Consider the following 26,296-nt stretch of genomic DNA (forward strand, 5'->3'; position numbering starts at 1 on the left):
TCATGAAGACGGACGACGCGTGCCTGGTGGATTGACCGAGACGGAAGAGTCCGGTGGTGGATTCCGTTTGACGCGGGCCTGTGCTTGTCTGGCGCATGCGCAACGGGATCACGATCATTCTCGGCGAGGCGGGCCGGCAACGGCTCCTCGCCCTGGTTGCGGATCGCAACACCTCGCAGAAACACGTCTGGCGCGCCCGGATCGTGCTCCTGAGCGCCGACGGCGCCGGGACCCACGCCATCATGACCGTACCCATCCGGCGAGGGCCGCCTTGCGGAGGGGCGGCGATGACGTGAGTCCTAGGGGTAATCCTAGGAGTAGTCATATGACGCTGTCTCGGGTGGAGGTGATCACCTCGGTGGAGTGGCGCCGGCGCTGGCCGCGGACCGAGAAGGAGCGGCTGGTGGCGCTGGCACTGGAGCCCGGGGCTTCAGCTTCCGAGATCGCTCGCTCGGCGGGGGTGCATGTGAGCCAGCTCTTCCGTTGGCGCAAGCAGCTCTGCGAACGGGTCACGCCCCAGTTGCCAGCCTTCCTGCCGGTGACGGTGGAGCCGCCGATGGAGACCGTTTCACCCCTGGACGAGCCATCGCCGCGTAAGCGTAAGGCTCGTCGCGAGGGCCGCATCGAGATTGAACTGGCTTCTGGCGACCGGCTGCGGCTGGAGGGCGACGTGGATGGCCGAACGCTGCGCGATGCGATCGCCGCCCTGAGGGCGCGATGATCCCTATCCCGGTCGGCGTGAAGGTCTGGCTGGCGACAGGCCACACGGATATGCGCAAGGGCTTCGCCTCCCTGGCGTTGCAAGTGCAGGAGGTCCTGAGGCGAGACCCGCTTGGCGGCCATATCTTCTGCTTCCGCGGACGGCGCGGCGACCTCGTCAAGATCATCTGGCACGACGGACAGGCGGCGAACCTGTACGTGCGTCGACTGGAGCGCGGCCGCTTCCTGTGGCCCTCGCCGGCGGACGGGGTGGTCGCCATCTCGCCGGCGCAGATGGGTTATCTTCTCTCCGGGATCGACTGGCGCAATCCGGTGGAAGCCTGGCGCCCGACCTCCGTCGGCTGATGCTTTTCGCCTTGCGTTTGCAATGGGCTGTGATTCCATAGCTCCCATGAGCACGCCCGCCGCATCGCCCTCGCTGCCCGCGGACCTGGCGGCGGCGCATGCGATGATCCTGGCCGAACGCGCCAAGCGGATCGAGGCCGAGGCCGCAGCCTCCTCCGTCGAGGCGGTGATCGCCCACCTCAAGCTGACGATCGAGAAGCTCAAGCTCGGCGACGAGGGGCGCACTACGCTCCTGACGAACGGCTCGACGCTGATCGGGATCGAGGCCATTGATCTCGCGCTCGATGTTGAAGAGCGCGTCGATGCGGGCGACGACCTCGAAGGCAATCGGTGAGATCGGTGCGGCATTGCGTCCGCGCCGGCGGTTCGCAGCGATATCGGCAAGCTCAAAGAACTTGCGGCGTGCATGAGCCCAGCACAGCGCCTCGACGATCGGCCCCGGCTGGCGGTCGGGCACAAGCAACCGATTATAGCCGGCATAGGCGTCGGCCTGCAGGATGCCGGCGAAGCGCGTCAGATGCTCCTGTGGATGATCGCCCGAGCGGTCGTGGAAGGCCCGGAACAGCACCGCCGGCGGATCGGCGCCCCCGAAGGGCCGATCGTCGCGCACATACACCCAGGCCCGGCCGGTACACCTATGACTTCGGCGACGACTGGCGGCACACGATCACGATCGAGGCGACCGCCGCGGCCGATCCCGCCATGGATTATCCTCGCTACATCGATGGTGCCCGCCGCGCGCCGCCCGAGGATGTCGGCGGGCTCCCAGGCTTCGAACTCTTCCTCGAAGCCATCGCCGATCCCAGCCATGAGGAGCATGACGAACTCATGCGCTGGCATGGTGCGCCATTCGATCCGGCTCTTATCGACGAGGACGTTATCCGGGCGCGCATCGAAAAGCTCGCCCGACGCCGCGCCATCGGCAAAGCCGCGTTCGCCAAAAGCCGTGGCCAGATTAACTGATCAGACCGGTAACAGCCGTGGCCCTCGCCGGAGGGTTACAGCCTCGCTGACGAAAGGTGGAGTCAGGGCGCGGCTTACAATTCAAAGGGCGTGGATCACAAAGGGCGTCCAAACACGATTGACAATTTACGCCTTATCAACAAAACAACATCTCGCACATCGCGCGCGGTCGGGATGATATAAGAACACCATTGAATTCCGGAAGTACCGTGAGCATTCCGCAATAGAACGCCGGCGGATGCCGCATAACTCAGTGCGCTACCGATGGCCGCTCCGATTAGTCCCCACGCCGGCACGAGGAAGATCATCGTAACCGCCATGACAACTACGCCAATAAGTTGGGCGAAGGCCGCACTCTTGGGATGACCAGCCAGAGACGTTGCGTAACCCAAGAAATTGGACGGGGAAGCGCACAAGGTGCCGAAGAGGAGGATCCACAGAATGGGCACCGACTCTCGAAAGGCAGACCCGAATAACCAAGGCAAAACGAATGGAGCAGCACCTGCAACACCGATGCAGATCACGGCCATGACGAGCAATAGAAGGCGAGATGCGCGGGCGGTCTCTGCGCCGAGGCTGCTGAGCGAAAGACGCCGCGAGAGCGATTGAGCCACGGCGCTAGTCAGCATCAATGGCATGCTAGCCAGGATGGATGCGACGGCGTAGAGGCCCGCATCCCGAAGAGACAGAAATTGGGAAACGATCAGGACATCGGCGCGCGTGTTGCCCATTGTAATGAGGATGGTCAGCATCGACACGCGACCGAACCGCCAAGCGTCCAGCGTAATCGACCAGCTAAAGACAAGTGGACGCGATCTCAAGCACAGAGCCAAAGCCGGGATTGCAGCGATAATCGTCGCTACAAAATAGCAAATGCAAGCGGATTGGACGCTCATGCGGTCCGAAAGGAACAAAACCAGGAGCCCCAACACCGGAACGACAGCAACAGTGAGGCGAATGATCATCATGATCCGCCATCGTTCTTCGGCGAGCGCGACTCCGCTACCCAATTGGGTGGCTGCGGTAAACGGCAATAGCGTTAATTGTGCTAGGATCATAATCGTAAGCGTCGGATCGCCTTTTCCGAACACCAGGGCCAACGGCCACGCCGCAATCGCCCATAACGCAAACGAAACGGCGAGGATTGGGAGGACCGAGCCGATCAGCACACCTCGGGGGCGCCCACGAGCGCGTTCGCGAATAACGTAGCCGAGCGTTCCCGCATCGCTAAGGAATGCGGCGATCTGACCGATGACCAAGACAACCGCCAACTGCCCACGCCCTTCAGGGCCAAGGCCACGGGCCTGCAAGGGCCCCGAAATCAGCGAGAGAAGCGCCACGACGATCTGCACGCCCGCTGTGGCAAACAAGTTTCGGGCCATGGGACCGATGGGAAGCTTTCTAGTCAATTCCCAGAATCCTTGCCCGACAAAGAATGAAAATAGAAGACGAGACGCCGTTTGCCTCGGCTATATGAAAGACTTACCCGTGGCCCAGAGATAAGTCCTTCGCAGACCTTCGAGCAAAGAGACCTCAGTCTGGAATCCTAATCGCTGAAGTGCAGCGATATCGCTCTGCCACCGAACAGGATCCCCCACACGCACGTCTCCCGAGAACGAAAACCTGGCAGAGGCCCCGCTGATTGCCAGGAGATTTCGAGCTAAGCCTTCGAGCGTTGTTTCGGTTCCTGAGGCGACGTTGTACGCCTCCCCTTTGAGAGGGGCGTTTTTGGCGATTTGAGCAAATGCTGCGGTAGCGTCAGAAACATAAATGAAGTCTCGAGACACTTCAGGTGCACCAAAGAATGACAGCTGAGGCGTGTTGGTGGCTACTTTGAGTGCCCAGTCATAGACGACCTGCTTGTGCTGGCCTGGCCCGTATACAGAAAATACCCGGGCGGAAGCACCTGGAATACCGAAGGTCGTCGCGTATAGACGCACATACGCTTCCGCCGCCAACTTGGACACTCCGTAGGGTGACAAAGGCTGCAGGGGGTGGGACTCTGCCATCGGCAACACGAGAGCGGAGCCGTAAACAGCGGCCGAAGAGGCAAAAATAAAGCTTGTTCCAGTGTCACGTTCGCGAAGCGTCTGAAGAATGCGCAGGGCGGAGCGTAGATTACCATCAAGGTCCGCAACCGGATCCTTGAGCGAGGCAGGCACCGACGCAATGCCGGCCAAGAAGAAGACCGTATCACATTCTGGCAGGTAGGTATCGGGTGGCGCATTGACGATGTCAGCTGAAGTCCACGTGCTGGGTTCCGCAAGGGAATCAAGCACTGGCCCCTTTCTTCGGGAAATGCCGGTCACCTGAGTGCCTTCACGAACCAAGCGGTCAACGAGCCAAGAACCGAGAAATCCGGACGATCCAATCACCACGGCGTGTCTGATGTTTCTGGTCATCGCCGATCGACCCCGATCGTCGCACGGAGAACATTTTCGAGTTGTGCTCCCACCTGCTCCCAACGAAAACCGTCTTCGACACGTGATCGCGCCTGCTTGCCTAACCGCCTAGCATAGGTCGGGTCGGACAACAGGCGGATTAGGGCGTGAGCAATCTCGTTGCTGCTTTCAGGATTGACCAAAAGGCCTGTCTGATCGTTCAAAACAGCTTCACGCGGACCTCCGACATTGCCAGCAATGGCCGGCAGGGCCCAAGCTGCGGCTTCAAGATAAACAACCGGAAAGCCCTCTCCTCCAATTTCACCTTTAGGGTAGCGGGCAGGCATGGCGAAAACATTGGCTGAGGCCAACCAACGATCACGCTCTTCGTCGCTTACAGCGCCGAGAAAGCGTACACTATCGCCAAGGTTGAGCCTTCGGGTGCGCTCTTCCAGAACCGGCCTGATCGGTCCATCCCCAATCACGATCCACTGCGCGTCAGGGATAGACTGTAGTACGGTCGGCAAGGCTTCAAGAATTCTATCATGCCCCTTGTACCAATCGCGCAGGCGAGCCGTCGTCAAAATTGTCGGCCGGACGGTCGAATGAGTTTCTGGAGCCGGAGGAACCTCTACCCCGGGATGAATCACTGACACCGGACATGGAAGTGGACGACCACCGAATGCCTCTACGACTAGGCTCCGAGTGAAATCGCTCACAGCGATCCCCGCGTCGGACCGCCGCAAGGTCCATGCAGTCATTTCTGGTCGGCCGGCAACCTCCTTACCAAAGGTGTAAAGCACGTTCCTCGCACGATAGCGTCGAGCCAACACTGTTGCGGCAGGACCCGTCACGACATGGCCATTCAGGATCACATCCGGCTGCCATCGAGGAGCCCTGATTATGGCAGCCGCGTTGAAAAGGGCATTACGGACAGACGCACGAGTCACACCAATGCCGATGCGAATAATTTCCTGACTTTGTGTGGAATCGAACTCCATGGCCGCCGGATGATCAAGTGTAATCACCCGGGTCTCGGCCTGTGGCATGGCTAATGTGATCCTATGAAGCAGGCGCTGAATTCCACCGAGTGCCGGTGGATAATCAGGCGATACAAGAAGCACACGTAATGGGCGGTTGCTTGCGCAGCCCGAGCGCAATTCGGGTGTGGAGATCGGCATTGACGGGATGCTTTCAAATTTTCAGGCGCCTTCATCCCCTCGTGAATCGTTTTCAAGCCCCGACACACATAGAGATAATTCATGCCGGCTCACCACAGAACCAAATCATTTCCGGTCAGCGACTCACGCCCTTTTGGCGCGGTCATAGTCTGCTCGAGCCATCATGGCGACCAAACCTGCAAAATCTTGCTTGCGTTGCCAGCCGAGCTTCGTTTCGGCCTTGGCGGCACTCCCGATCAAGAGATCTACTTCCGCTGGCCGAAAGAAGGCGGGATCGACCTTTACGAGGGTTTTTCCTGTATCTCGGTCTCGGCCAATCATCTGCGCCCCCTCGCCGCTCCATTCGATCGGCAGATCGAGCTCAGCGGCAGCGGCGTCTACGAATTCCCGCACTGAACGTGTCTCGCCGGTAGCTAGCACGTAGTCGTCAGCATCTGCTTGCTGAAGCATGGCATGCATCCCCTCGACATAGTCGCCAGCAAAGCCCCAGTCGCGCTTTGCATCGAGATTGCCAAGCTCCAGCACATCCTGAAGGCCCAGCTTAATCCGGGCGAGCGCGATAGTGATCTTACGAGTCACAAACTCAGGTCCTCGGAGCGGTGACTCATGGTTGAAAAGGATGCCTGACGACGCATGGATACCGTAGCTCTCGCGGTAGTTCACCGTCATCCAATGGCCATAGAGCTTGGCGACGCCATAGGGGCTCCGCGGATAGAATGGGGTCGTCTCTGTCTGCGGGATAGCCTGGACCTTGCCAAACATTTCCGAGGTCGATGCCTGATAAAAGCGAATACTCGGGTCAACGAGACGAATTGACTCAAGGATCCGGGCAACGCCTAGCCCATCGATATCGCCCGTAAAGATCGGCTGCTCGAACGATGTACCAACAAAGCTCTGCGCTGCAAGATTGTAGAATTCCTGGGGCCTGATCTTATCGATCGAGCGATGAATATTCGAAAATTCGGCGAGATCAAGTTCAAAAAACTTTACGCGGTCTACGATTCCGACTTCTTGGAGACGCCAAGGGTGAAAGGCCGATGTCCGCCGGACAGCACAATGTACCTCGTAATCCAGCGAGAGCAAGTAGCGGGACAAATAAGCCCCATCCTGGCCCGTGGCGCCCGTGACGATTGCTTTCTTTCTCATCCCACAACCTCACCCGCGAATGCTCGTTCACAACGGCAGCGTTCGACTGTCTATCATCACGATCGCCCGCCTTGCAAGGCGTGACAGACTCGCAAAATTCTGAGCGAATTAAGAGCATAATCCTTGATTTGGACGCATAAATCTGATCCGCCTAAAGTTTGAGGAGCCTCTTTGGCGGCCTTGTTAAGCTAGCTTCCGACGCACTCCCATCCTGCGGTCAGTTTGGCGGCGTTGGAAAGCTTGGTTCTGGTATCTTATATGACGCCATGTAGGTGCCGTCGCAAACCATGTGCGCCTCCTTCCGCGTTCTGCCACCGAGGGCCGAGGGGGGCCTCGCGCGGTTATAGTAACTGACGTGCTCCCCGTTTCTAGGCCAACCGGACCTGGAAAATTCCGGGGTTAGGGCTCATTCCTGCGGGGATGCCAGAGAGCCATTCATGAGCGCGATCGGCGGCTTGTTGCCGATCACGCTGTGCGGGCGAACCTCGTTATAGTCTCTACGCCAAGCCTCCATTTTCGCCCGCGCGTCGTCAAGGCTCATGAACCAGTGCGTGTTCAGGCATTCCGCCCGGAGCTTGCCGTTGAACGACTCGATAAAGCCGTTGTCCGTGGGCTTGCCGGGCCGCGAGAAGTCGAGCACCACGCCCTTCTGATAGGCCCATAGGTCGAGATCCCGACTGACGAACTCCGATCCCTGATCCACCCGGATGCTCTGCGGATAGCCGGTGCTCCGGCAAATCCGCTCCAGCGTCAGCACGACATCCTCGCCCCGATAGCTGAACCGCGGATCCACCGCCGGCGAGAACCGCGTGAAGGTGTCGACGATGGTCAGAACCCGGATCTTGCGGCCCGTGGCGAGCTGGTCGTGGACAAAATCCATGGCCCAGGTCTCGTTGCTCCGCGTCGCCGCACGCCGGTCGTCACGCAGCTTTGCCTTCACGCGGCGCTTCGGCACCTTGTTCCGCAACTGAAGGCCCAAGCCCTTGTAAAGGCGATAGATCCGCTTCGCATTGACCGCCCACCCCTCCCGCCGCAACAGGATGTGCACGCGGCGATAGCCATACCGCACGCGTGTCTCGCAGATCTCCTTGATCCGCTGGTTCAGCTCGGCCTGCGTGCCCCGCTTCGACTTGTAGGCATAGAGCGCACGATCGACCGCCAGGGTGGCACAGGCGCGCCTGGCCGACACCTTCCAGTCTTCGCGCAGCCTGTCCACAAGCTCGCGCTTGCGCGCAGGCCTCAGAGCTTTTTTGACAGCACGTCCTGCAACATCGCCTTGTCCAGCGACAGGTCCGCCACGATCCGCTTCAGCTTGGCGTTCTCGTCTTCCAACTGGCGCAGACGCCGCATCTCCGAAGGCATCAGCCCCGCATATTTCTTGCGCCAGTTGTAGAACGTCGCGTCCGATACCCCGGCCTTCCGGCACACCTCCGCCACCGGTGTTCCGTCTTCCGCCTGCTTCAGAACGAACGCGATCTGTGCCTCCGTGAACTTCGATGCCTTCATGGAACTCTCCTCGTCCCCGAGCCGGGGATCATAAGTGGAAAATTCCAGCTCAAACTGGCCTAAAAAATGGGGAGCACGTCACACATCGACCGACACCCATTATTAGTCCGTCGCACCGAAGCGTTCGAACTACTCAAAAAAGAAATTTTCGGTTCCAATATCAATATCACGACTATTTACCCACTCACTAACCATCTCCTCAGAGACCGGGGTTCTCTTTTCATCAACAATACTGGCAGAATACCCGTACGACCAAAGCAATTGAAACACCCTTTCAAAATTGGGGTTGAAACCATTCGGATGATTTCGCATTAGCGACAGCTCAAGCAAAAGGGGCGGCTTCCTGGACAGAATATTAGACGCGCCCGAGAGCACGGAATACTCGGCTCCCTCCACATCTATTTTTAGAACGACATTTTTTTCACGAACCCGACTCCACAATACGCCATCAAGTGTATTGGTGGGGACGAAAATACAATCGGTTGTATCTCCCCCGCCCCATCCCCGGGTCAGCGACGCGCCTTGCCCCCGATTGAAGATTGGCAATATATCGACCTCGGAAGAAACCGCCAGCGGGAACACTTCAACGAGACGATTGAAATTATTTTCCCGTATATTCGTAAGTAAAATCTTCAAATTTGCAGGCATTGGCTCAAATGCGAAGCATTTAATGCCATAACTTGCGGAAAGGCACGAGAAAATTCCTGAATTTGCACCAATATCAATAAAATAATCTGCCGTGCCTAAATATTTACCGACAATTTCCAGCTCTCTAAGCTCGTGCATATCTTCGCCGTGTACTCCCGCCACCAGCCAGCCACCACCTAAAATCTTAAAATTGTAACCAGGAACCCGCCCCCATTTCAGAGACTTCAAATGCATTTGCTCGCGCGTGTCTCTTAATGCCTTATTAAGATTCGGAAATCTCATCAAGATGCGGCTAGCGGCGCGAACGATATTCATGCCAATCCTACCAAGCTATTGCTACTGATGCGACGCCCACTCAAGTGAATAATATAGGCAAATCCGGTTCGTCAAGTGCAGCATCGTCACAGCTATGCGCGCCACGGCTTCGGCGGTGAGAAAAGATGGCGGTCGTGACAGATGAGGAAGTACGTTGGTGGAGACCCTCCTCTGACAACTTTTCGGCCCAGCCGCAGGTGGGAGAAACATTGCACAGGTTAAGTTGGCTGCAGCTAAGTTGGCTAAGCGTTGTCTGCAAACAGTGGCTAACGGCTATGGTCGAGAAGGCACATTCGCCGCAGATTATGGGGGTCGACGACGCTTCCCCATCGCGACTGAATACCCGCCTCCCTGAACGACTGGCCCATCGGCAACGGCGGGCCTTTTCCTTTGAAGGAGGATATGATCGCGGACCGCCCGAGTGGGTTGACCAACGGTACTCACGGGGCTACCGCATGACGATACGGTGGCGCCAGACCCATTGAATGAGCTGGATTGGCTGGGCTATCGAAATGGGGTGTTGGATGTCTTGTGCTTACTATGCAGATGGACAGACGGGAATGCGGCTTCCGGACCACCCGCGGAAAATTGCAATCGTCCACGATTGGCTCGCGACGTACACCGGTGCAGAACGGTGTCTGGAGCAGATGCTACTCTGCTACCCTGATGCCGTGGTGTTCGCGCTGTTCGATGTCCTACCCGCGGGTCAACGGGCGTTCCTTGGCGGGCGCCAGCCACGGACGACTTTTATGCAGCGCTTGCCGTTCCTAAAGAAACACTATCGCACCTACTTGCCGCTGATGCCGCTAGCGGTCGAGCAGCTCGACATGAGCGGATTCGACCTCGTGATCTCAAGTTCTTGGGCCCTCGCTAAGGGCGTTGTCACCGGTCCCGACCAGCTCCATGTCTGCTATTGCTACACGCCGATTCGCTATGCTTGGGAACTCCAGCATCGCTATCTGGAAGAGGCCGGCATTGCACGCGGAATGAAATCCATGCTAGTGCGGATTTTTTTGCACTACATCCGACTCTGGGACTGTCGCACGTGCAATAGTGTCGATCGCTTTATTGCTATCTCTGAGTTTATTGGGCGACGCATCTGGAAGGTTTACAGGCGTCGATCTGCGGTAATCCACCCTCCCGTCAATATCGAATATTTTTCGGTCGATCCGGTCCGCACGCGGGGTGATTATTACGTCACCGCCTCACGAATGGTCCCCTACAAGATGATCCATAAGATCATCGAGGCATTCAGGGCCCTGCCTGACCGGCGGCTTGTAGTTATCGGTGATGGCCCCGACATGGGCCTTTGCAGAAAGGCCGCGGGCCCTAATGTGGAGATCCGAGGATACTTGCCGCTGGATGCAATGCGCGATGAAATCCAAGGTGCGCGGGCATTCCTATTCATGGCAGAGGAAGACTTTGGTATCGCGCCCGTCGAAGCGCAGGCTTGTGGAATACCAGTGATTGCATTCGGAAAAGGAGGCGTGCTCGATTCCATGCGCGGGCTAGATGCCCCAGAACCGACAGGGGTGTTCTTCGACGAACAGACCCCCCAAGCACTGGCGGATGCAGTGCGACTTTTCGAATCGAACAGCAACAAAATTTCGTCGGAGGCCTGTCGGTTGAATGCCGAGCGATTTTCGGCGGCGCGTTATCGTGCTCAATTCGTCGCCGAAGTTGACAGAGCATGGGCAGAGTACCAAAGATCTGAGCAGCATTGAATTGATGGGGTGGATGCCCCCTCCAGCGGGCACGTATTGTGTCCGGGCAGCGCCGTGGTGGCGCTTTCAGGGGAGGAGCACATGCCAGATGTTCATGTCCTTGCGATCGACCTGGCCAAGCGGAGTTTCCAGGTTTGCGGCACGGATCGGGGCGGGGCGGTTCTGTTCAACCGAACGGTGTCCCGCACGAAGCTGATCCAGCTGTTGAGCGCGCAGCCGCCCTGCATCGTGGCGATGGAAGCCTGCGCAACGAGCCACTATTGGGGCCGGTTTGCTCAAGGCCTTGGACACGACGTGCGGCTGGTTCCACCGATCTACGTGAAGCCCTTTGTGAAGCGGCAGAAGAACGATGCCGCTGACGCGGCCGCGATCGCCGAAGCTGCGCTGCGCCCGAACATGCATTGCGTCGCGGTCAAGAGTGCCGAGCATCAGGCTCGTGCAGTAGCCTTCCGTACGCATCCGGCGTAGGCCGCAGTCAGGCAGCTACGGCTTGATCCTGATGGGGTGCCGCGGCCCAATTCCATGGCAGGAGTTCAGGCAGCCGGCTTTGGGGCATGTCGGCAATGCGGGCGAGGACGTCGGCGAGCCAGGCCTGCGGATCGACATCATTGAGCTTGGCGGTGGCGATCATCGTCAGCATGAAGGCACAGCGATCGGCGCCGCGCTTCGAACCGGCGAAGGTCCACGAGCGGCGGCCAAGGGCGATGCCGCGCAGGGCTCGCTCCGCAGCGTTGTTCGACAGGCAGATGCGCCCGTCGGTCGTGAAGCGGGCAAAGGCGTCCCACTTGGTCAGCATGTAGTCCATCGCCTTGGCGACGTCGGCGTGGCGCGACAGGCGCGCCCGTTCGGTGCGCATCCAGTTCTCGAAGTCGGCGAGGAGCGGCAGGGAGCGTTCGCGGCGGATCGCCAGACGCTCGGCGGCATGCAGACCGTTCGCCTCGCGCTCGATTGCGAACAGTGCATCGATGCGCTTGACCGCCTCCAGCGCCATCGGCGAGATCGACGCCGCGTTCTTTCCGCGCCGGGCATTCTTCGCGATGTCGGCGAGCTCGAAGAACTTCCGTTTGGCATGGCTCCAGCAAAGCGCCTGGATGAGCGGTCTGGGACTTCGATCCTCAGCATAGAGGCGACCATAGCCCGAGTAGGCATCGGCCTGGAGAATGCCAGTCCATCCCGCCAGATGCTCTTGGGGTTGCTCGGCCGTGCGGTCCGGGGAGGCATAGTATAGGGCCGCCGGCGGGCCCTGGCCGTCGAAGGGACGATCGTCGCGCACATAGGTCCAGATCCGGCCCGTCACGGTCTTCCCCTTGGCCAGGATCGGCACCGTCGTATCGTCGCCATGCAGGCGCTCGGCGGCGAGGACGTGGGCGGCAATGAGGTCGTGCAGCGGCTGAAGGACATGAGCGCAGGCGCCTACCTGGTCGGCCAGCGTCGACAGCGACAGCTCGATCCCCTCACGGGCATAGCGCTCCGACTGCCGGTTCAGCGGCTGGTGTTGTCCGAACTTGTCGAACAGGATCATCGCCAGGAGGTTGGGGCCGAGGAACCCTCGCGGGGTCGGGTGGAACGGTGCCGGCGCCTGGCTGATCCGTTCGCAGTCCCGGCAGGTGAACTTCTCGCGTACCGTCTGGATCACCTTCCACCGGCGGGGGATCGCCTCCAGCGTCTCAGTGACGTCCTCGCCAAGCTTGCGCAGGCGATCCGAGCCGCAGCAGGAGCATGCGGAGGGACCGGGTACCACGACGCGCTCGCGCGGCAGATGCTCGGGGAACGGCTTGCGGCCGCCGCGGCGACGGCGCTCGAAGGAGGCCACCGTCGTCGTCTTCACCGCGGCATGCTCTGCGGCGAGTTCGTCTTCGCTCAGAGCCGCCTCGGCGTCCTCAAGCTGCATCTCCAACTGATCGAGAAGTCGGGCCGTGCGCTCGGAGCGCGTGCCGTAGAGCTCGCGCTTCAGCTTCTCGATCCGCAGCGTCAGATGGGCGACGAGGGCTTCGATGCCGGAGGCCTTCGCCTTCGCATTGGCCGCATCCGCGAGAGCCTCGTCCCGCTCGATCTCGGCCAAGTCGGCACGCCGTTCCGATGCCGCCAGCGCGGCCTTCAGGGCGGTGATGTCTTCCGGCAGATCGGCCATGCACAGCGCTCGAAAGTTTCGTTCGCGACAGACAGATTCTGTCACGCAAGCCCTGCAATGCAAAGACTTTTGTGCGCTATCCCACCGCTTCCGGACGCCACGTCCTCTGCGGGTTCCTCCAGTCGATCCCGTCGAGCAGGCAGGCGAGATCCGTGTGGGTCAGAGCCACGACGCCGTCCTTGGCCGAGGGCCAGACGAAGCGTCCGCGCTCCAGCCTCTTGGCGTAAAGCGACAGCCCAACCCCGTCATGCCAGAGGATCTTCACCAGCGATCCGCTGCGGCCCCGAAAGACGAAGAGATCGCCACCGTTCGGATCGCGCTTCAACCCCTCCTGGACGAGGAGCGACAGACCCTGCATGCCCCGCCTCATGTCGGTGTGACCCATCGCGATCCAGACCCGCGCCCGCGACGGGATCATCGCAGCGCCCTCAGGACCGCAGCCGCCAGCGCCGGCGGCGTCGAGGCGGCAATCCGCAGCCGACTGCCACCCGGCAGGTCCACTACGATCGCCGTGTCATCGGCGGCCGCAAAGGGGTCGGACATAGCCCCAGGGGCCATCAGAACCGGAACGAAGGCCGGCTCCGGCTTTGTGGCAGGCTGCTCGGTGCGAAAGCTGCGCAGCCACGTCCCCAACTGGGAGCGCGAAATCCCGTGACGCCGCGCCGTCGCCGACACCAGACGCGGTGCCGACTGGCTCTCCATCACGATCCGGAGCTTCTCGTCTTCGCTCCAACGGCGACGACGACCCGTCTCCACGATCTCCAAACGCTCGAAGGCACTGTGCTTATGGACGTCCATACGCGCAGTCTCTTACCGCGCCGGTCAGTTCGAAAGGCGGTTTAGACCGTAGGCGTACAGCCTTCCGGACCCACCAGTGTTTTGTCCGCCAGCGTACCCAGCTGATCAATGCCCTGCGTGGCCATCTGGCTGAGTTCGGGCTGATCGTCGCCCAGGGACCCGCTCACCTGAAGCAGATCATCGAACTGCTCGACGAAGCAGGGCCGGAGGTGCCGGACGCCGTCAGGGAGATCGTCCGGCTCTACCTCGATCAGATCGACGTTCTCACGCGCAAAATCGAAGAGCTGCATCGCCGGCTCAGGGATGCAACCCAGGAAAATGCCGAGATGCGCCGTCTCTGCACGGTCCCCGGTGTCGGTCCTGTGACAGCTGGCGCTGTCCTCGCCTTCGCCCCCGATCTGCGCGCCTTCTCGAGCGGCAGGAACTTTGCGGCTTGGCTGGGGCTCGTGCCGAAGCAACGATCGACCGGTGGCAAGACACGGCTCGGCGGGGTCAGCAAGATGGGACAGACCGACATCCGCAAGCTGCTGATCATTGGCGCCATGAGCCGGATTCGATGGATCATCCGCAAGGGCGTGTTACCGGACAGTTGGCTCGGACAGCTTGTAGGGCGCAAACCTCGCATGGTCGCCGCCGTCGCCTTGGCGAACAAGATGGCCAGGATCATCTGGGCGATCATGACAAGGGAGGAAAATTACAGGATGGCGTGAGCCGTTGCCTTCCTCAGGAGGGGACAGCTATCGCCTCGGGGTCCTCGGATCCCGGCAAGGAGATCGACTGACGACCTATGCGGCAAGGACTTCAATGTTCAGGACGGGGAAAACCAGTCCCGGGGCTCGAGCGCAAAGCTCTCTGAACCGATGTGGACCCTGTTCTTCGAACTGCATACCGGCCCCGTGGCGCAGGTCACGACCAGAGGCCTGACACACGACCGATAGAAGCACCGAGCCGCTGAAGCCCGTCAGAAGAATCCCCTTGCAAAACCGGGGGCATCCACACACGGGTGTTCCATGCGCCGGCGCCGAACCAGCTTTGGCTGTCCGATTTCACCTATGTCAGCACTTGGTCGGGCTTCGTCTACGTCGCCTTTGTGATCGACGCCTATGCCCGCCGCATCGTCGGCTGGCGGGTGAGCAGGACCGCGCATGCCAGCTTCGTGCTGGATGCGCTGGAGCAGGCCCTTCACGAGCGACGGCCCGCTCATCGCGACGGCCTGGTGCACCATCGCGACCGCGGCTCGCAACATGTGAGCATTCGCTACACCGAACGGCTGGCTAAGGCCGGCATCGAGCCCTCCGTCAGCAGCGTCGGTGACAGCTATGACAACGCACTCGCCGAGACGATCAATGGCCTCTACAAGGCCGAGGTCATCCATCGTCGGGGGCCTTGGCGATCCTTCGAGGCCGTCGAGTTCGCCACGCTAACCTAGGTTGACTGGTTCAACCATCGCCGGCTGCTGGAGCCTATCGGAAACATCCCGCCGGCCGAAACCGAGGAACGCTACTACGCCATGCTCGGTGAGACAACCATGGCGGCATGACTTAAACCAAATGGCCTCCGGTGAAGCCGGGGCGGTTCGGTCTACCGGTGGCGAAAAGAGTCGCCCCGGACGGGACAGTTGCTCGATTGGATTTGGAGATGCACTGAACGTATCCTATCCTGCACCGCAACAAAATGCGGAGGTAGCGGAGGTGGAGGTGTCGAAGGAGATGGTGCGCCGCGATTTTTCGGTCTGGCTGACAGTCGCCGCAGCGCTATGGATTGTGATAGCCGGGCTCTCACTGGTGCCCGGAAGCGAACGGCCCCATACCGGCTATTCTAGCGATATGGAGCACCTCATGGCCTATTTTGGCACCGGGGCCATCACAGCGCTCACGTTCCGCTCCACGCCCACTATCTGGCTAGCGCTCCCTTTTTTCGCGGCCTCGGCCATATTCGAGTTCGTGCAGATTCTCATTCCCGGACGCAGCCCTCTTTTCGAGAACTGGCTCGCCAGCAGCCTCGGGGCGTTGTTTGGCATTTTGATCGCCAGGGCGATCGTGCAGCCCGTTATTGTCAGGCTCGGGTGGTGAGGTCTGGTATACTGGCTGTATCAGGTTGGGTCTTCAGATGGCCCAGAAGTGGGAACAGGTGCACGGTCAGACCGAGGTCATCGCGTTGAGGATGGCTCTGCTCTGCGAGGCGTTGATGCTGGAGGCAGGCATAGATCATGCTCGTCAGGGCATGGTGGTGAAGGCAGCGCCAAGAGCGGCCCTCGAAATGATCGAGGCCCAATCCTCCTACATCTGCTGTTGGGACTTTTCGCACAGCCAACGCGCCTTGATGGCGACGGCAAGCTTCCTGCGGGAGACGCCGGCCGAGAGGTTGGGCGGATAGCATTTGCGTTCGCCCGAAGGAGTCTCGGACACTGCTTGCCCTCAACGAAATATCGCCTGAGTTCTACGGTTACCTCGACGACTACCAAAACAATGGAAGGTGACGAGAAGGCGATCTGTGGCCGGAAGGACAAATGCGGCTATTGAAGCGGAGTAAGCGTCGTCTTGGCCCCACCTATCGCGCGCTGGCGTGATCGTTGATGTTCTGAGCCCCGAGGGCTTGGACACATGACGATTTCTGAGCTTACGCTTAAATCCAGCGTCGCCGACCCGGTTCGGCGGTATGAGGTGTTCACGGGCGCGGGGCGCCGTCGGGATTGGTCGGCCGAAGATAAGGCGCGGATCGTGGCGGAGAGTTTCGAGCCGGATGTGACGGTGAGCGCCGTGGCGCGCCGCCACGGTCTGACGCCGCAGCAGCTGTTCACCTGGCGACGCGAAGCACGCAAGGCGGCGGAGACGCTGCCGGCGTTCGTGCCGGCTGTGGTCGCGCCTGAACCTGCTCCGGCATCCGAGCCCCCGTCTGCACCCCCGCGCCCAAAGAGGCGTGGCCGGCAATGTCGCGCCGCGGCCATCGAGATTGAGGTCGCCGACCCCCGCGTGACGATCGAGAACGGGGCCTCACCGGCGACCATCGCGGCGGTGCTCGGCGCGTTGAAGGCCGGGTCGTGATCGGGCCGACCGGCGCGGTCCGGGTCATGGTGGCCACAAAGCCCGTCGACTTCCGCAAGGGGGCCGAAGGCCTGGCCGCCCTGGTGCGCGAGACGATGGGTGCCGATCCATTCTCGGGCACGGTCTATGTGTTCCGCGCCAAGCGTCCTGATCGGGTGAAGCTGGTGTTCTGGGACGGCACCGGCGTGGTGCTGGTCGCCAAGCGCCTGGAGGATGGCGAGTTCCGCTGGCCGAAGATCGAGGACGGCGCGCTGCGGCTGACGGCGGCGCAGTTGGAAGCCTTGTTCGAGGGGCTGGACTGGCGCCGGGTGCATGAGCCACAACGGACAACGATACCGGTCGCGGCGAGCTGAAAGCCCTCGCAAGCCACTGGCAAATATGATTGAATCTGTGTCATGGCTTCGCTCCGCTCCGAGCTTCCCCGTGATCCCGAGACGCTCCAGGCGATGCTGATCGCCCGGGAAGCGGAGATCGAGCGGCTGCGCCAGATCATCAAGGAATTGCAGCGCCATCGCTTCGGCCGTCGCGCCGAGACGCTACCCGAGGACCAGCTTCTCCTCGCCCTGGAAGAGGCCGAGCAGGTCGAGGCCGCAGGTTTTGCGGCATGCGAGGAGAACGCGCCGGCTACGAGGGCCGAGCGGGTCGCAAAGCGTCGTGCAAACCGCGGCGCGTTGCCCGCCCATCTGCCGCGGATCGAGACGGTGGTCGATATCGAGAGCGATATCTGCCCCTGCTGTTCCGGTCGGCTTCATCGCATCGGTGAGGATGTGGCGGAACGGCTCGACATCGTGCCAGCGCAGTTCCGCGTGCTGGTGGTGCGCCGGCCGAAATACGCCTGCCGGTCCTGCCAAGACGTCGCGGTGCAGGCGCCCGCGCCGGCCCGGCTGATCGAGGGTGGTATCCCGACCGAGGCGACGGTCGCCCAGGTGCTGGTCTCGAAATACGCCGATCATCTGCCGCTGTACCGTCAGGCCCAGATCTATGCCCGTCAGGATGTCACGCTCGATCGTTCGACGCTGGCCGACTGGGTCGGGCGCACGGCCTTCCTGCTGCGGCCCGTGCACGAGCGGATGCTGGCGGTGCTGAAAGCTTCGCCCAAGCTGTTCGCCGATGAGACCACGGCGCCGGTGCTCGATCCCGGGCGAGGCCAGACCAAGACGGGCCAGCTCTTCGCCTATGCCCGCGATGACCGGCCTTGGGGCGGAGCCGATCCGCCCGCCGTCGCCTATGTCTATGCCCCGACCGCAAAGAGGGGTTTACGGGCATCCTGCAGGTCGATGGCTATGGCGGCTACAAGACGTTGGCCGGGCGCAACGCGGTCAGCCTGGCGTTCTGGGCGGCGCTTCTACGAGCTGGCCCAGACCGGCCCTGCGCCGATTGCCAGTGAAGCCCTGCTGCGCATCGCCGAGCTCTATCGCGTCGAGGCTGATATCCGTGGCCGTCCCCCCGAGGAGCGCCGGGACGCACGGCAGCAAAGGAGCAAGCCGATCATCGACGCCATGGAGCCGTGGTTACGGCAAAAGCTCGCCCTGATCAGCCAGAAGACCAAGCTCGCCGAGGCGATCCGCTACGCGCTCTCGCGCTGGCCAGGACTTGGCATCTTCCTCGATGACGGGCGCATCGAGTTCGACAACAACATCGTCGAGCGATCCATCCGCCCCCTGGCACTGACCCGGAAGAATGCCCTGTTCGCCGGCTCCGACGGCGGGGCCGAACACTGGGCCGTCATCGCCTCGCTCGTCGAGACCTGCAAGCTGAACGGCGTTGAACCCCAGGCCTACCTCACTGAGACCATCACCCGCATCGTCAACGGCCATCCCAACAGCCGCATCGACGACCTCATGCCATGGGCCTATCCCGCCAAGCCCGTCCTCAGTGACGTGGCCGGAGGACGACGCTTACGAAGCGGATCCCCTCAGTGTCGAAGAAAAGCTCAGCCTCGCAGATGGGAAGGTAAAACTGCCATACCCTCCCAAGGTGCCATCCGGTTAAGAGAGGATATGGAAAAAGCTGGTGCGGACGGCGGGGATCGAACCCGCATACCCGAAGGTGAGGCATTTTAAGTGCCTTGCGTATACCAGTTTCGCCACGTCCGCATTGTTGAAAACCCTTACTCCGTCGAAAGCAATTTGCCAATCAATTTCAATACCGGATTCCTGAGCCTTTACTCATCACGAGACACCTTCGCTGCCTCCTGCCTCTGCTTTGATTTCCGAACGTTAATTGCAGAAGCATCGAGGGTGGTCTTGATATGCGAGGCATAGTACTGCTCGATCATCTCGACGCTCGTCCGGCAGTTTTTCGCAATCTGATAGATGTCGGCACCTTCCATCAACCGAATGCAGATGTAGGTGTGCCGCAGGCTATAAGCTGTCCGGCGGTTGCCGTCCCGATCGAACTTGAGCCCCTCCTCCTTGAGGATCTTGTTGAACAACTCGTGCTGCGTACCACCTGGGAACAGCCGGTCCTCCGGCTTGGGCTTGTTACGGGTGCGCAAGCGGAGAAACGGCCGGAGAGCCCCGGGCGTGCTCTTACAATAGCCCACACCGCGTTTCCCGCGCACCTCGATCTCCAGGATGGTCTGGCCGCTATCCCGGTCCTTCACAACCTTGACGTCCCGATATTCCAGCCGCGAGGCCTCGTCGGGCCGCAACCCGGTGTTGCCCATAAACAACACATAGTCGTGCATCTGTTCGCAGGCATATTTCCAGCGCTGCTTGAGGGGCTCCTGCGCCCTGCGGCGCGTCGCCATATAGAGCTGCCGGTACTCCTGCGGGGAGAATCAGGCACGATGGACGATTTTGCCGGAGGTCTTGTAGGGCGGCGATAGGTCGGGAAGATACTGGAGCCATCCGTGCCGCGTCGCGGTCTTCAGAACCTGACGCAGGGTCACGATCTCCTTGTGCATCGTGCTGCGCGAGGGCGGCTTGCCCGACTTGGATGTCGTATGGCGGTGGATACGGTGTTCCTGAACCAGGCCGGGCGTGATCTCGGAGAGCCCCTTTTCGCCGAAGAACGGCAGCAGGTGCACGCGCAACTTGATCCCGTGGCTTTTCACGTAGTCCGGGTTCCGCTGCCCTTCCGTGATGATCTCATATTCCCGCAGGAACTGGTCAGCGGCCTGCTTGAACGTCTTCTCGTTCCGGACCTCTCCGCGCCGGTGCTTGCCCTTCAGCTCCAGATACCAATCCTCGGCAAAGTCCTTCGCACGCCCCAGGCTCTCTTCCTTGGTGCTGACGCGGTGGTTCCGGCCTCCTAGGAAGGTCGAGCACTGCCAATAGCGGCCGTCCCCACGTTTGTAGACGTAGAGCCTGCCGCCCATCAGCTCGTGCTGCTCAGCCATAGCGCCACCCGCCAGGGAATGTGCAATTTGTGTAAGCCATGTGTAACACTATTCCCCAAGCGGGAATTAAGTCAAGCCATTATAATTTAACGATTTTAGTCAGACAAAGGAGCCGAAAGAAGAGCTTTTAAGTCCCTTGCGTCTACCAGTTTCGCCACGCCCACGCAGCCCCCGGGCACGCGCATGTCGCCGCACCCGAGCGCGGGTCAGCTTGGCACGCCATGCGTGGCCCTCACAACCATGCCTGAAGGGAATGCGGGCTCCACCCACATCTTCGCAGGCCGAGACATCCGCGCGGACCAGCATGGCAGCGCCGCCGCGTCCGCCAAGGCCGACACGCGGCGGCAGCCGCCTGCATCAGCGCGGCGCGCTACGCTCCAGTTCCAGCCGGCGGCACAGGATCGCCCCGACCATCAGCGCCCCGATCAGGCTGATATGCTCCACCACCATGTGGAACTCGAAGATCTGCATCGGACCTTCCATTTTCCAGAAGGGGTGGGCGATGGGGATGGTCAGCGCGGTGAAGACCGCCAGCATTCCGAAGCCCAGCCATGCCACCCGGTTCACGATGATCAGGACGGAGCCCACGAGCAGCAGGGCGATGGTAGCCGGGGCGAACAGCGCTGCCGGCTCAAGCCCGAAATGGGACATTTCAGCTAGCGTGCCGGAGTAATCGGCGATCTTGCCGAGGGCCGCGCCCCAGAAAATGAAGGTCAGGACGAGACGCGCGAAAACGCCGAACGCGGGGCTCGCCAGGAGCGCGGCGAGAAAAGCAGGAATCAAGTTGGCACCTTTGAGCTGGATTGCACGGGTGCGACGGCGAAGCCGCATGGCGCAATTGCCCGGAGGTCGGGGGCCGGCGCCAACGGACATCCGCCGTCACCCTCCCCTCATGTCCGCCCTCAGATGAACAGCACCTGAACCCCTGCACGCGCCGCTGCGTTCAGCCGGCGGTCGCGGGCGTAATGGAAACCGACTCGCCGCAGCCGCAGGACGAGGTCTGGTTCGGATTGTTGAAAACGAACTGGGACGACACCTTGTCGGTCCTGAAGTCCATTTCGGTGCCCAGAAGGAACAGCACCGCCTTTGCATCCACCACGACCCGTACGCCCTTGTCCTCGACGATGGCGTCGAGGGGGCCGACTTCAGTGGTGGTATCCAGCTTGTAGGACATGCCGGCGCAGCCGCCGTTCTCCACGCCGACCCGCACCGCGGTTCCCGGCTCGGGCGAGCCGGAGAGAATCTCCCGCAACCGCTCGGCGGCGGCGTCGGTGATACGGATCACAGGAGGTAGGCTGCGCTTCGGCGCGGGCTTGGACACGGGGTCGGAAATCAGGCTCATGACGCATCTCCCAACCGCGCCGTTTCAAGGACGGCGGGCGGCATCTCCCATAAATGGAGGATGACCCGGCCTGCTTCAAGCCTTTACACCCCCATGCGGGAGAGAAGGCGCAGCGGAAGCACACGGAATAAAGGCGTTCGGCGGCATGATTCGCCATGACTGCGTGTCCCGCGCTGCCCCGCTTGAAGGGTCGGCCTGAGGACACAGCGGCCTGGTTGCACCGCAAGCGACGGGAGAATGCCCCCTTTCCCGTCGAGGCGTCGCATGCACCGCTCAGGCGCCGGTAATCCCGCGCGGATCCACGTCTAAGGGGATTTCCCCGCTTTTGTCTTTTCGCAAGCAGTGACAATCTTCTGTCAAAGCGCAGCGTCGTGGAGCAGGTACGGGAGTCGGGCGGGAACCCCGTCCTTCCGGCCGGATAAAGGACCCGAGACCCGCAAGCCATGAGCCACGCCCCCCTTCGCTTACCGCCAATCTGCTTCGCCGTCGCGGCGTTTGCCTCGACGACGCTCGCCGCGGCGGCGCCGGTTCAGGCCGAGGTGTCATCCGCGTTCGGCCAAAGGGTGCTTGGCGGGGCGCCCACCCTTTGGGCGACCGCCGTTGCCCTCGTCGCGGCCACCGTGGTCGGCGGCATCGTCTATCTCGCCGCTCGTCTCATCTCCCATCGCCGCGCAAAGACCGGCAACATGCCTGCGGCCCGGACGCCCATGCGCGCCGCCGTAGGTGCCCTTCTCTTGCTGGCCGGGCTGCTGTTGGTGGTGACGGTGGTTGTCTATCAGGCGAGTGTGCGGAGCACGGTCTCCAGCACGCGCCGGATGCTCTCCACCCTCGCGGAGGTACAGGCGCGCAGCATCGCGCAGGATCGCACGCGCCTCGAAGCGGGAGCCCTCGCCTTTGCCTCGAGCCGCCTCATTTCAGAAGATGTCGAGCAGTGGCGGGCCAGCGGCTCCGACGCCAGCCGCGACCGGCTCCGCCTTCTCCTCGCCGAAGCCGCACGGGCCTTCGGCTTCCAGACGGCCGAGCTGTGGACATCCAACGGGACCTTCATCGTGGGAACCCTGGGCACGCCACAGCGCCCGGACCTGCGGGAACGGCTCGGGCGCGTCGCGGCCACCGGCCAGCTCACCGCCGTGCCGCCGCCGCGAGACGCCTCCCAGGGCGCCATCGCCGGCTTCCTGGTGAACATGCCGGTCGCGACCTCCACCGGCGCCGAGGCCTGCTGCGTCCTGTTCCTGGAAGCGTCCGGCCGGCCCGAGGCGCATCCGCTGCTGGCGACCATCCTCTACAACACCCGCACGGCGGAGGCCCTGCTGGTGCGCCCGGACGAGCGTGGCGGATCAATCGTCACCGCCGCGCTGGGCGCAACGCGGGCGGACACGGCCCGCAGCCTGCCCGCCGACCCTTATGCCTTTGCCGCGACCCGCGAGCGTCCGGGCACGAGCGGGCTCGGTACCGACCACGGCGGCCAGAGCGTGCTCGCCGTGCGGGCCGAGATTCCGGGCAGCTCATCGTCGCTGGTGGTCAAGATCGACAAGGACGAAATCCTGACCGGGGCCCGCACGTCGGCCTTCCTGTCGGCGGCTCTCGCCTTGGTGCTGCTGCTGCTCGCCCTCGCCGTCGGCCGGGGCCTGTGGCAAAAGAACCGCCTGCGGGAGGCCGCGCGCGAGTTGAAGGCGACCCGCGCCGTCAATGCCGCGGAGGCGCGCTTCCGCGCAGCGTTCGACCAAGCCGCGTCCGGCATGATGAACCTTTCTCCCGAGGGCATCATCGTCCGGGCCAACGGCACCGCCTGTGCCTTGCTGGGCCGCATGGCGGAGGAACTCGTCGGCCGCAGCGTGGAGAGCCTGCGCGATGCGGCCGACACCGGGGCGCGGGAGGATCCGGTGCATGCCCTGGTGGTCGGCGAGGCGCCGCTGGTCCATACCGAGGAGCGGTACCTGCGCAGGAACGGCGGCGCCGTCTGGCTGGCCTGCACCTTTTCCCTCGTGCGTGACCACGGCGGAACCCCCGACCACATCCTCCTCGTGATGCAGGACGTCACCGCCCGCAGGGCGGCGGAGGCGGCGCTGCGGGAAAGCGAGGAGCGCTTCGACCTTGCCGTGAAGGGCTCGGACCAGGGTGTCTGGGATTTCGACGTGCGCTCCGGCCGGCTGTACCTCTCGCCGCGCGCACGAGAACTTCTCGGCATCGGCCCGCAGACCCCCGACGACATGAAGCATGTGTGGAACAAGCTCCTGCATCGCGCCGACCGCCGCAAGCTGGTCACGGCCTGGGCGCGCCTCATTCGCGGCGAGGAGCAGAGCTTCGAATGCGAGGTACGGCTGCTCCTGCCTGACGGCAGCTACAACGACTTCCTCTCCCACGGCCTCGCCGCCCGCGACGACCACGGCGGGGTGACCCGGCTCGTGGGGATGATCGCCGACATCAGCGAGCGCAAGCAGACCGAGCGTCGGCTGCGGCTGTCCGCGGCGGTCTTCGCCTCCTCGATGGAGGGGCTCGTGGTGACCGATCTCGATGCGATTGTCTCCGCCGTCAATCCGGCCTTCACACGCATCACCGGCTATGCGCCGGAGGAGATCATCGGCAAGACCATGCGCATCATGCATTCGGGGCGGCATGATCGCGAATTCTACCGCAGGATGTGGGACGCCCTGAACGCCACCGGATCCTGGCAGGGCGAGATCTGGAACCGCCGCAAGAACGGCGAGATCTTTCTCCAGCAGCTGACCATCAACACCGTCTACGATCAGGCCGGCGTTCCGCAGAGCTATGTCGGTGCCTTTCAGGACATCACCCAGATCAAGCACTCGGAGTTCCAGCTCGATCGCATCGCCCACTACGATCCGCTCACCGACCTGCCGAACCGCACCCTGCTCGCCTCCCTTCTGGACCTCGCGGTCAACCGGCCGGACAAGGCGTGCGCGGTGATCTTCATCGACCTCGACCGGTTCAAGACCGTCAATGACAGCCTCGGCCATCTGGTCGGGGACCAGGTGCTGCAGATGGCCGCCGCACGGGTCAAGGCGGCCCTGGACAGCAGCGCCACGGCCGGACGCTACGGCGCCGACGAGTTCGTCGTGATCCTGGAGGAGGTGGACGGCCCGGACGATGCCTCCTCCGTCGCCATCCGCCTCATCTACGAGCTTTCCACCCCCTTCGTGCTCGCCGACGGCCGCGAGGTCTATCTCGGCGCCAGCGCGGGCATCAGCCTCTATCCGGAGGACGCGGACAGCGCCCAGAGGCTGCTGCAGCACGCCGATTCCGCCCTGGCCGAGGCAAAGTCCCACGGGCGTGGGAGCTATGCCTTCTACACAAAGGCCCTCACCCGCAGTGCCCGCATCCGCATGGAGATGGAGGCCGATCTCCGGCGCGGCCTTGCGCGCGACGAGTTCCGCCTCAATTTCCAGCCGGTGGTGAGCCTGGCCACCGGCCGCATCCATGGTTCGGAAGCGCTGGTGCGCTGGCACAGCCCGGTGCACGGCCTGGTGACGCCCAACCGCTTCATCCCGTTGGCCGAGGAGACGGGGCTCATCGATTCGCTCGGCGCCTGGGTCATGGAGGAGGCGTGCCGGCAGATGGCCGACTGGCTGGCGAAGGGGGCCGATCTCGACTTCATTGCCGTGAACCTCTCTCCGCGCCAGTTCCGGCGGGAATCCCTGAGCGAGCAGGTGGAGGATATTCTGCGGCGCACCGGCCTGCCGGCGGCTCGGCTCGAGGTGGAGATCACCGAGAACGTGCTGTTCGAGGTCCGCGCCCCCGCGGAACGCAAGCTTCGCCAGCTCAAGGATCTCGGCGTGCGTGTGGCGCTCGATGATTTCGGGACCGGCTATTCATCCCTCGCCTACCTGAAGCGTTTCCCCATCACCAAGCTCAAGATCGACCGGAGCTTCGTGCGCGACCTGCCGCGCGCAGCAGATGGTGAGATCGCCACCGCCATCATCTCCATCGCGCGGGCGCTGGGCATCGAGGTGGTGGCGGAGGGCATCGAGAGCCCCGAGCAGTGCGAGTTCCTGCGGGCGCGCGGCTGCGATTTCGGCCAGGGACACCTGTTCAGCCGGCCGGTGACCGGCGAGCGCTTCCTGCGCCTGGTGCTGCAGGGCCCCCTCCCCCACGCCCCTCCCGCGGCCCTCCGCCGTTCTGCACTGACGCCGGCGGGGCGGGCCTCGACGAGGCGTGCCCGGATCAGTCGTTCTTGGTGTCGAACGGCATCGGCAGGTCTTCCAGGGACACGATGCCGCTCGTCATGAGGTAGATGATTCCGCCAGTGATGATGGCGGCGATGACGCTCGTGGCGATCACCTTCCGCAGCAGCAGCGGCCGCACCGGCGCGCCCGGATCGGTGCCCGGCGTCACGTCCGCGCTTTCCGCCTGGGAGCGCACGCCCCAGGGCAACACCGCGAACAGGCTGGTCCACCAGACGATGAAATAGATGGCGATGATGGCACCGATGGACACCGGGCGTTCCTCACTCAACATCGCGCCGCAAGAGGCCGAAGCATCTCGCCGGAGCGGCCTGGCTTTTCCGTCGAAAAGCTGAATTCGTCGCAGCTCGCAAGTCCGAAGACCCACTCAGCCTTTCGGCCACGCCCGTCCCAAGACGATGCCCGTCCCAAGACGATGCTCCGGGAGACAACGCTCCAGGAATGGCTCCAGGATGGCGCCCCGGGCGTGAGCGCGGGGCGCCCGCGCGCGGCGACGGCGCGGCCGCT

The 26,296-nt window shown here is 62.4% G+C and carries 24 protein-coding genes, 1 tRNA gene and 5 pseudogenes; 14 read left to right on the forward strand and 16 right to left on the reverse strand.

Annotation, left to right across the window (positions count from 1 at the left end; all coding sequences use genetic code 11):
- Positions 1-95 precede the first annotated feature (95 nt).
- The 3 genes and pseudogenes from EZH22_RS23640 to tnpB (EZH22_RS23650) all read left to right on the forward strand — a co-directional run.
- A pseudogene (locus EZH22_RS23640) lies at positions 96-245 on the forward strand (IS630 family transposase); the annotation flags it as partial.
- An 80-nt stretch (positions 246-325) separates the two neighbouring features.
- Complete coding sequence (gene tnpA, locus EZH22_RS23645) at positions 326-721, forward strand: IS66-like element accessory protein TnpA (protein WP_203192841.1); 396 nt, start codon at positions 326-328, stop codon at positions 719-721.
- Positions 718-1,065 (forward strand): IS66 family insertion sequence element accessory protein TnpB, encoded by a 348-nt coding sequence (tnpB, locus tag EZH22_RS23650; RefSeq protein WP_203192842.1) that lies wholly within the window; start codon positions 718-720, stop codon positions 1,063-1,065. The genes tnpA (EZH22_RS23645) and tnpB (EZH22_RS23650) overlap by 4 nt, the downstream gene beginning before the upstream one ends.
- Before the next feature lie 199 nt (positions 1,066-1,264).
- Here tnpB (EZH22_RS23650) and EZH22_RS23660 read toward each other — a convergent pair.
- Positions 1,265-1,696, reverse strand: a pseudogene (locus EZH22_RS23660) (IS66 family transposase); the annotation flags it as partial.
- Here EZH22_RS23660 and EZH22_RS23665 point away from each other — a divergent pair.
- Positions 1,591-2,028, forward strand: coding sequence for a plasmid pRiA4b ORF-3 family protein (locus tag EZH22_RS23665; RefSeq protein WP_231711116.1), 438 nt, complete (start codon positions 1,591-1,593; stop codon positions 2,026-2,028). The pseudogene EZH22_RS23660 and the gene EZH22_RS23665 sit on opposite strands and share 106 nt — an antisense overlap.
- Positions 2,029-2,123: 95 nt before the next feature.
- Here EZH22_RS23665 and EZH22_RS23670 read toward each other — a convergent pair whose 3' ends face one another.
- From EZH22_RS23670 to EZH22_RS23695, 6 genes are all read right to left on the reverse strand, one after another.
- A complete protein-coding gene (locus EZH22_RS23670) occupies positions 2,124-3,437 on the reverse strand; it encodes a lipopolysaccharide biosynthesis protein (RefSeq protein WP_203192843.1) in 1,314 nt (437 codons plus the stop codon).
- Positions 3,438-3,497: 60 nt separating this feature from the next.
- On the reverse strand, positions 3,498-4,430 hold the full coding sequence (locus EZH22_RS23675; protein ID WP_203192844.1) for an NAD-dependent epimerase/dehydratase family protein: 933 nt from the start codon (positions 4,428-4,430) through the stop codon (positions 3,498-3,500).
- Positions 4,427-5,590: a glycosyltransferase family 4 protein gene (locus EZH22_RS23680; RefSeq protein ID WP_333473621.1), complete on the reverse strand. Its 1,164-nt coding sequence runs from the start codon at positions 5,588-5,590 to the stop codon at positions 4,427-4,429. Before EZH22_RS23680 ends, EZH22_RS23675 begins: the two co-directional genes overlap by 4 nt.
- A gap of 123 nt (positions 5,591-5,713) precedes the next feature.
- Entirely contained in the window at positions 5,714-6,736 is a 1,023-nt protein-coding gene (gene gmd / locus EZH22_RS23685; protein ID WP_203192846.1) for a GDP-mannose 4,6-dehydratase, read from the reverse strand.
- 406 nt (positions 6,737-7,142) lie between these two features.
- Positions 7,143-8,242 (reverse strand): IS3 family transposase gene (locus EZH22_RS23690; protein WP_203192847.1). Its coding sequence is split into 2 segments (ribosomal slippage): positions 7,143-7,990 and positions 7,990-8,242, totalling 1,101 coding nucleotides; the frame shifts between segments, so codons are not numbered across the junction.
- Positions 8,243-8,371: 129 nt separating this feature from the next.
- Entirely contained in the window at positions 8,372-9,205 is an 834-nt protein-coding gene (locus tag EZH22_RS23695; RefSeq protein ID WP_203192848.1) for an FkbM family methyltransferase, read from the reverse strand.
- A gap of 560 nt (positions 9,206-9,765) precedes the next feature.
- Here EZH22_RS23695 and EZH22_RS23700 point away from each other — a divergent pair.
- Together EZH22_RS23700 and EZH22_RS23705 are read left to right on the forward strand one after the other, a co-directional pair.
- A complete protein-coding gene (locus tag EZH22_RS23700; RefSeq protein WP_203192849.1) occupies positions 9,766-10,929 on the forward strand; it encodes a glycosyltransferase in 1,164 nt (387 codons plus the stop codon).
- 81 nt (positions 10,930-11,010) lie between these two features.
- Positions 11,011-11,385, forward strand: a pseudogene (locus EZH22_RS23705) (IS110 family transposase); the annotation flags it as partial.
- A 19-nt stretch (positions 11,386-11,404) separates the two neighbouring features.
- Here the strand turns inward: EZH22_RS23705 and tnpC (EZH22_RS23710) are convergent.
- The 3 genes from tnpC (EZH22_RS23710) to tnpA (EZH22_RS23720) all read right to left on the reverse strand — a co-directional run bounded on the left by tnpC (EZH22_RS23710) (position 11,405) and on the right by tnpA (EZH22_RS23720) (position 13,858).
- Entirely contained in the window at positions 11,405-13,060 is a 1,656-nt protein-coding gene (tnpC, locus tag EZH22_RS23710) for an IS66 family transposase (protein WP_203192850.1), read from the reverse strand.
- Positions 13,061-13,136: 76 nt separating this feature from the next.
- Positions 13,137-13,418: an IS66 family insertion sequence element accessory protein TnpB gene (gene tnpB / locus EZH22_RS23715; protein ID WP_408647643.1), complete on the reverse strand. Its 282-nt coding sequence runs from the start codon at positions 13,416-13,418 to the stop codon at positions 13,137-13,139.
- Positions 13,419-13,474: 56 nt separating this feature from the next.
- Positions 13,475-13,858: an IS66-like element accessory protein TnpA gene (gene tnpA, locus EZH22_RS23720; protein WP_132036247.1), complete on the reverse strand. Its 384-nt coding sequence runs from the start codon at positions 13,856-13,858 to the stop codon at positions 13,475-13,477.
- Between tnpA (EZH22_RS23720) and EZH22_RS23725 the strand changes: the two genes are divergently transcribed.
- The 7 genes and pseudogenes from EZH22_RS23725 to tnpC (EZH22_RS23755) all read left to right on the forward strand — a co-directional run.
- Entirely contained in the window at positions 13,744-14,568 is an 825-nt protein-coding gene (locus EZH22_RS23725; RefSeq protein WP_231711118.1) for an IS110 family RNA-guided transposase, read from the forward strand. The genes tnpA (EZH22_RS23720) and EZH22_RS23725 overlap by 115 nt on opposite strands.
- 290 nt (positions 14,569-14,858) lie before the next feature.
- Positions 14,859-15,398, forward strand: a pseudogene (locus EZH22_RS23730) (IS3 family transposase); the annotation flags it as partial.
- A 157-nt stretch (positions 15,399-15,555) separates the two neighbouring features.
- Positions 15,556-15,930 carry a VanZ family protein gene (locus EZH22_RS23735; protein WP_203192851.1) on the forward strand — a complete coding sequence of 125 codons (375 nt, stop codon included), beginning with the start codon at positions 15,556-15,558 and terminating at the stop codon, positions 15,928-15,930.
- 37 nt (positions 15,931-15,967) lie between these two features.
- Positions 15,968-16,234, forward strand: a complete 267-nt coding sequence (locus tag EZH22_RS32975; protein ID WP_203192852.1) for a hypothetical protein — start codon at positions 15,968-15,970, stop codon at positions 16,232-16,234.
- 227 nt (positions 16,235-16,461) lie between these two features.
- Entirely contained in the window at positions 16,462-16,902 is a 441-nt protein-coding gene (gene tnpA / locus EZH22_RS32980; RefSeq protein ID WP_203192853.1) for an IS66-like element accessory protein TnpA, read from the forward strand.
- Positions 16,899-17,255, forward strand: a complete 357-nt coding sequence (gene tnpB / locus EZH22_RS23750) for an IS66 family insertion sequence element accessory protein TnpB (RefSeq protein WP_203192854.1) — start codon at positions 16,899-16,901, stop codon at positions 17,253-17,255. Before tnpA (EZH22_RS32980) ends, tnpB (EZH22_RS23750) begins: the two co-directional genes overlap by 4 nt.
- Before the next feature lie 93 nt (positions 17,256-17,348).
- A pseudogene (gene tnpC, locus EZH22_RS23755) lies at positions 17,349-18,557 on the forward strand (IS66 family transposase); the annotation flags it as partial.
- 356 nt (positions 18,558-18,913) lie between these two features.
- Here tnpC (EZH22_RS23755) and EZH22_RS23760 read toward each other — a convergent pair.
- The 5 genes from EZH22_RS23760 to EZH22_RS23775 all read right to left on the reverse strand — a co-directional run bounded on the left by EZH22_RS23760 (position 18,914) and on the right by EZH22_RS23775 (position 21,587).
- Positions 18,914-18,998 (reverse strand) — tRNA-Leu (locus tag EZH22_RS23760).
- A 68-nt stretch (positions 18,999-19,066) separates the two neighbouring features.
- Entirely contained in the window at positions 19,067-19,654 is a 588-nt protein-coding gene (locus EZH22_RS32015) for a site-specific integrase (RefSeq protein WP_231711119.1), read from the reverse strand.
- A gap of 30 nt (positions 19,655-19,684) precedes the next feature.
- Positions 19,685-20,245: a hypothetical protein gene (locus EZH22_RS32020; RefSeq protein WP_231711120.1), complete on the reverse strand. Its 561-nt coding sequence runs from the start codon at positions 20,243-20,245 to the stop codon at positions 19,685-19,687.
- A gap of 357 nt (positions 20,246-20,602) precedes the next feature.
- Positions 20,603-21,028 (reverse strand): DoxX family protein, encoded by a 426-nt coding sequence (locus EZH22_RS23770; protein ID WP_203192855.1) that lies wholly within the window; start codon positions 21,026-21,028, stop codon positions 20,603-20,605.
- Positions 21,029-21,188: 160 nt separating this feature from the next.
- Positions 21,189-21,587 (reverse strand): HesB/IscA family protein, encoded by a 399-nt coding sequence (locus EZH22_RS23775; protein WP_203192856.1) that lies wholly within the window; start codon positions 21,585-21,587, stop codon positions 21,189-21,191.
- Between the two features lie 443 nt (positions 21,588-22,030).
- Between EZH22_RS23775 and EZH22_RS23780 the strand changes: the two genes are divergently transcribed.
- A complete protein-coding gene (locus tag EZH22_RS23780) occupies positions 22,031-25,834 on the forward strand; it encodes a bifunctional diguanylate cyclase/phosphodiesterase (RefSeq protein WP_203192857.1) in 3,804 nt (1,267 codons plus the stop codon).
- Here the strand turns inward: EZH22_RS23780 and EZH22_RS23785 are convergent.
- Positions 25,770-26,042 carry a DUF1467 family protein gene (locus tag EZH22_RS23785; protein WP_231711121.1) on the reverse strand — a complete coding sequence of 91 codons (273 nt, stop codon included), beginning with the start codon at positions 26,040-26,042 and terminating at the stop codon, positions 25,770-25,772. The two genes, EZH22_RS23780 and EZH22_RS23785, sit on opposite strands and share 65 nt — an antisense overlap.
- Positions 26,043-26,296 lie beyond the last annotated feature (254 nt).

Source organism: Xanthobacter dioxanivorans (genome assembly GCF_016807805.1).
GTDB classification, from domain to species: domain Bacteria; phylum Pseudomonadota; class Alphaproteobacteria; order Rhizobiales; family Xanthobacteraceae; genus Xanthobacter; species Xanthobacter dioxanivorans.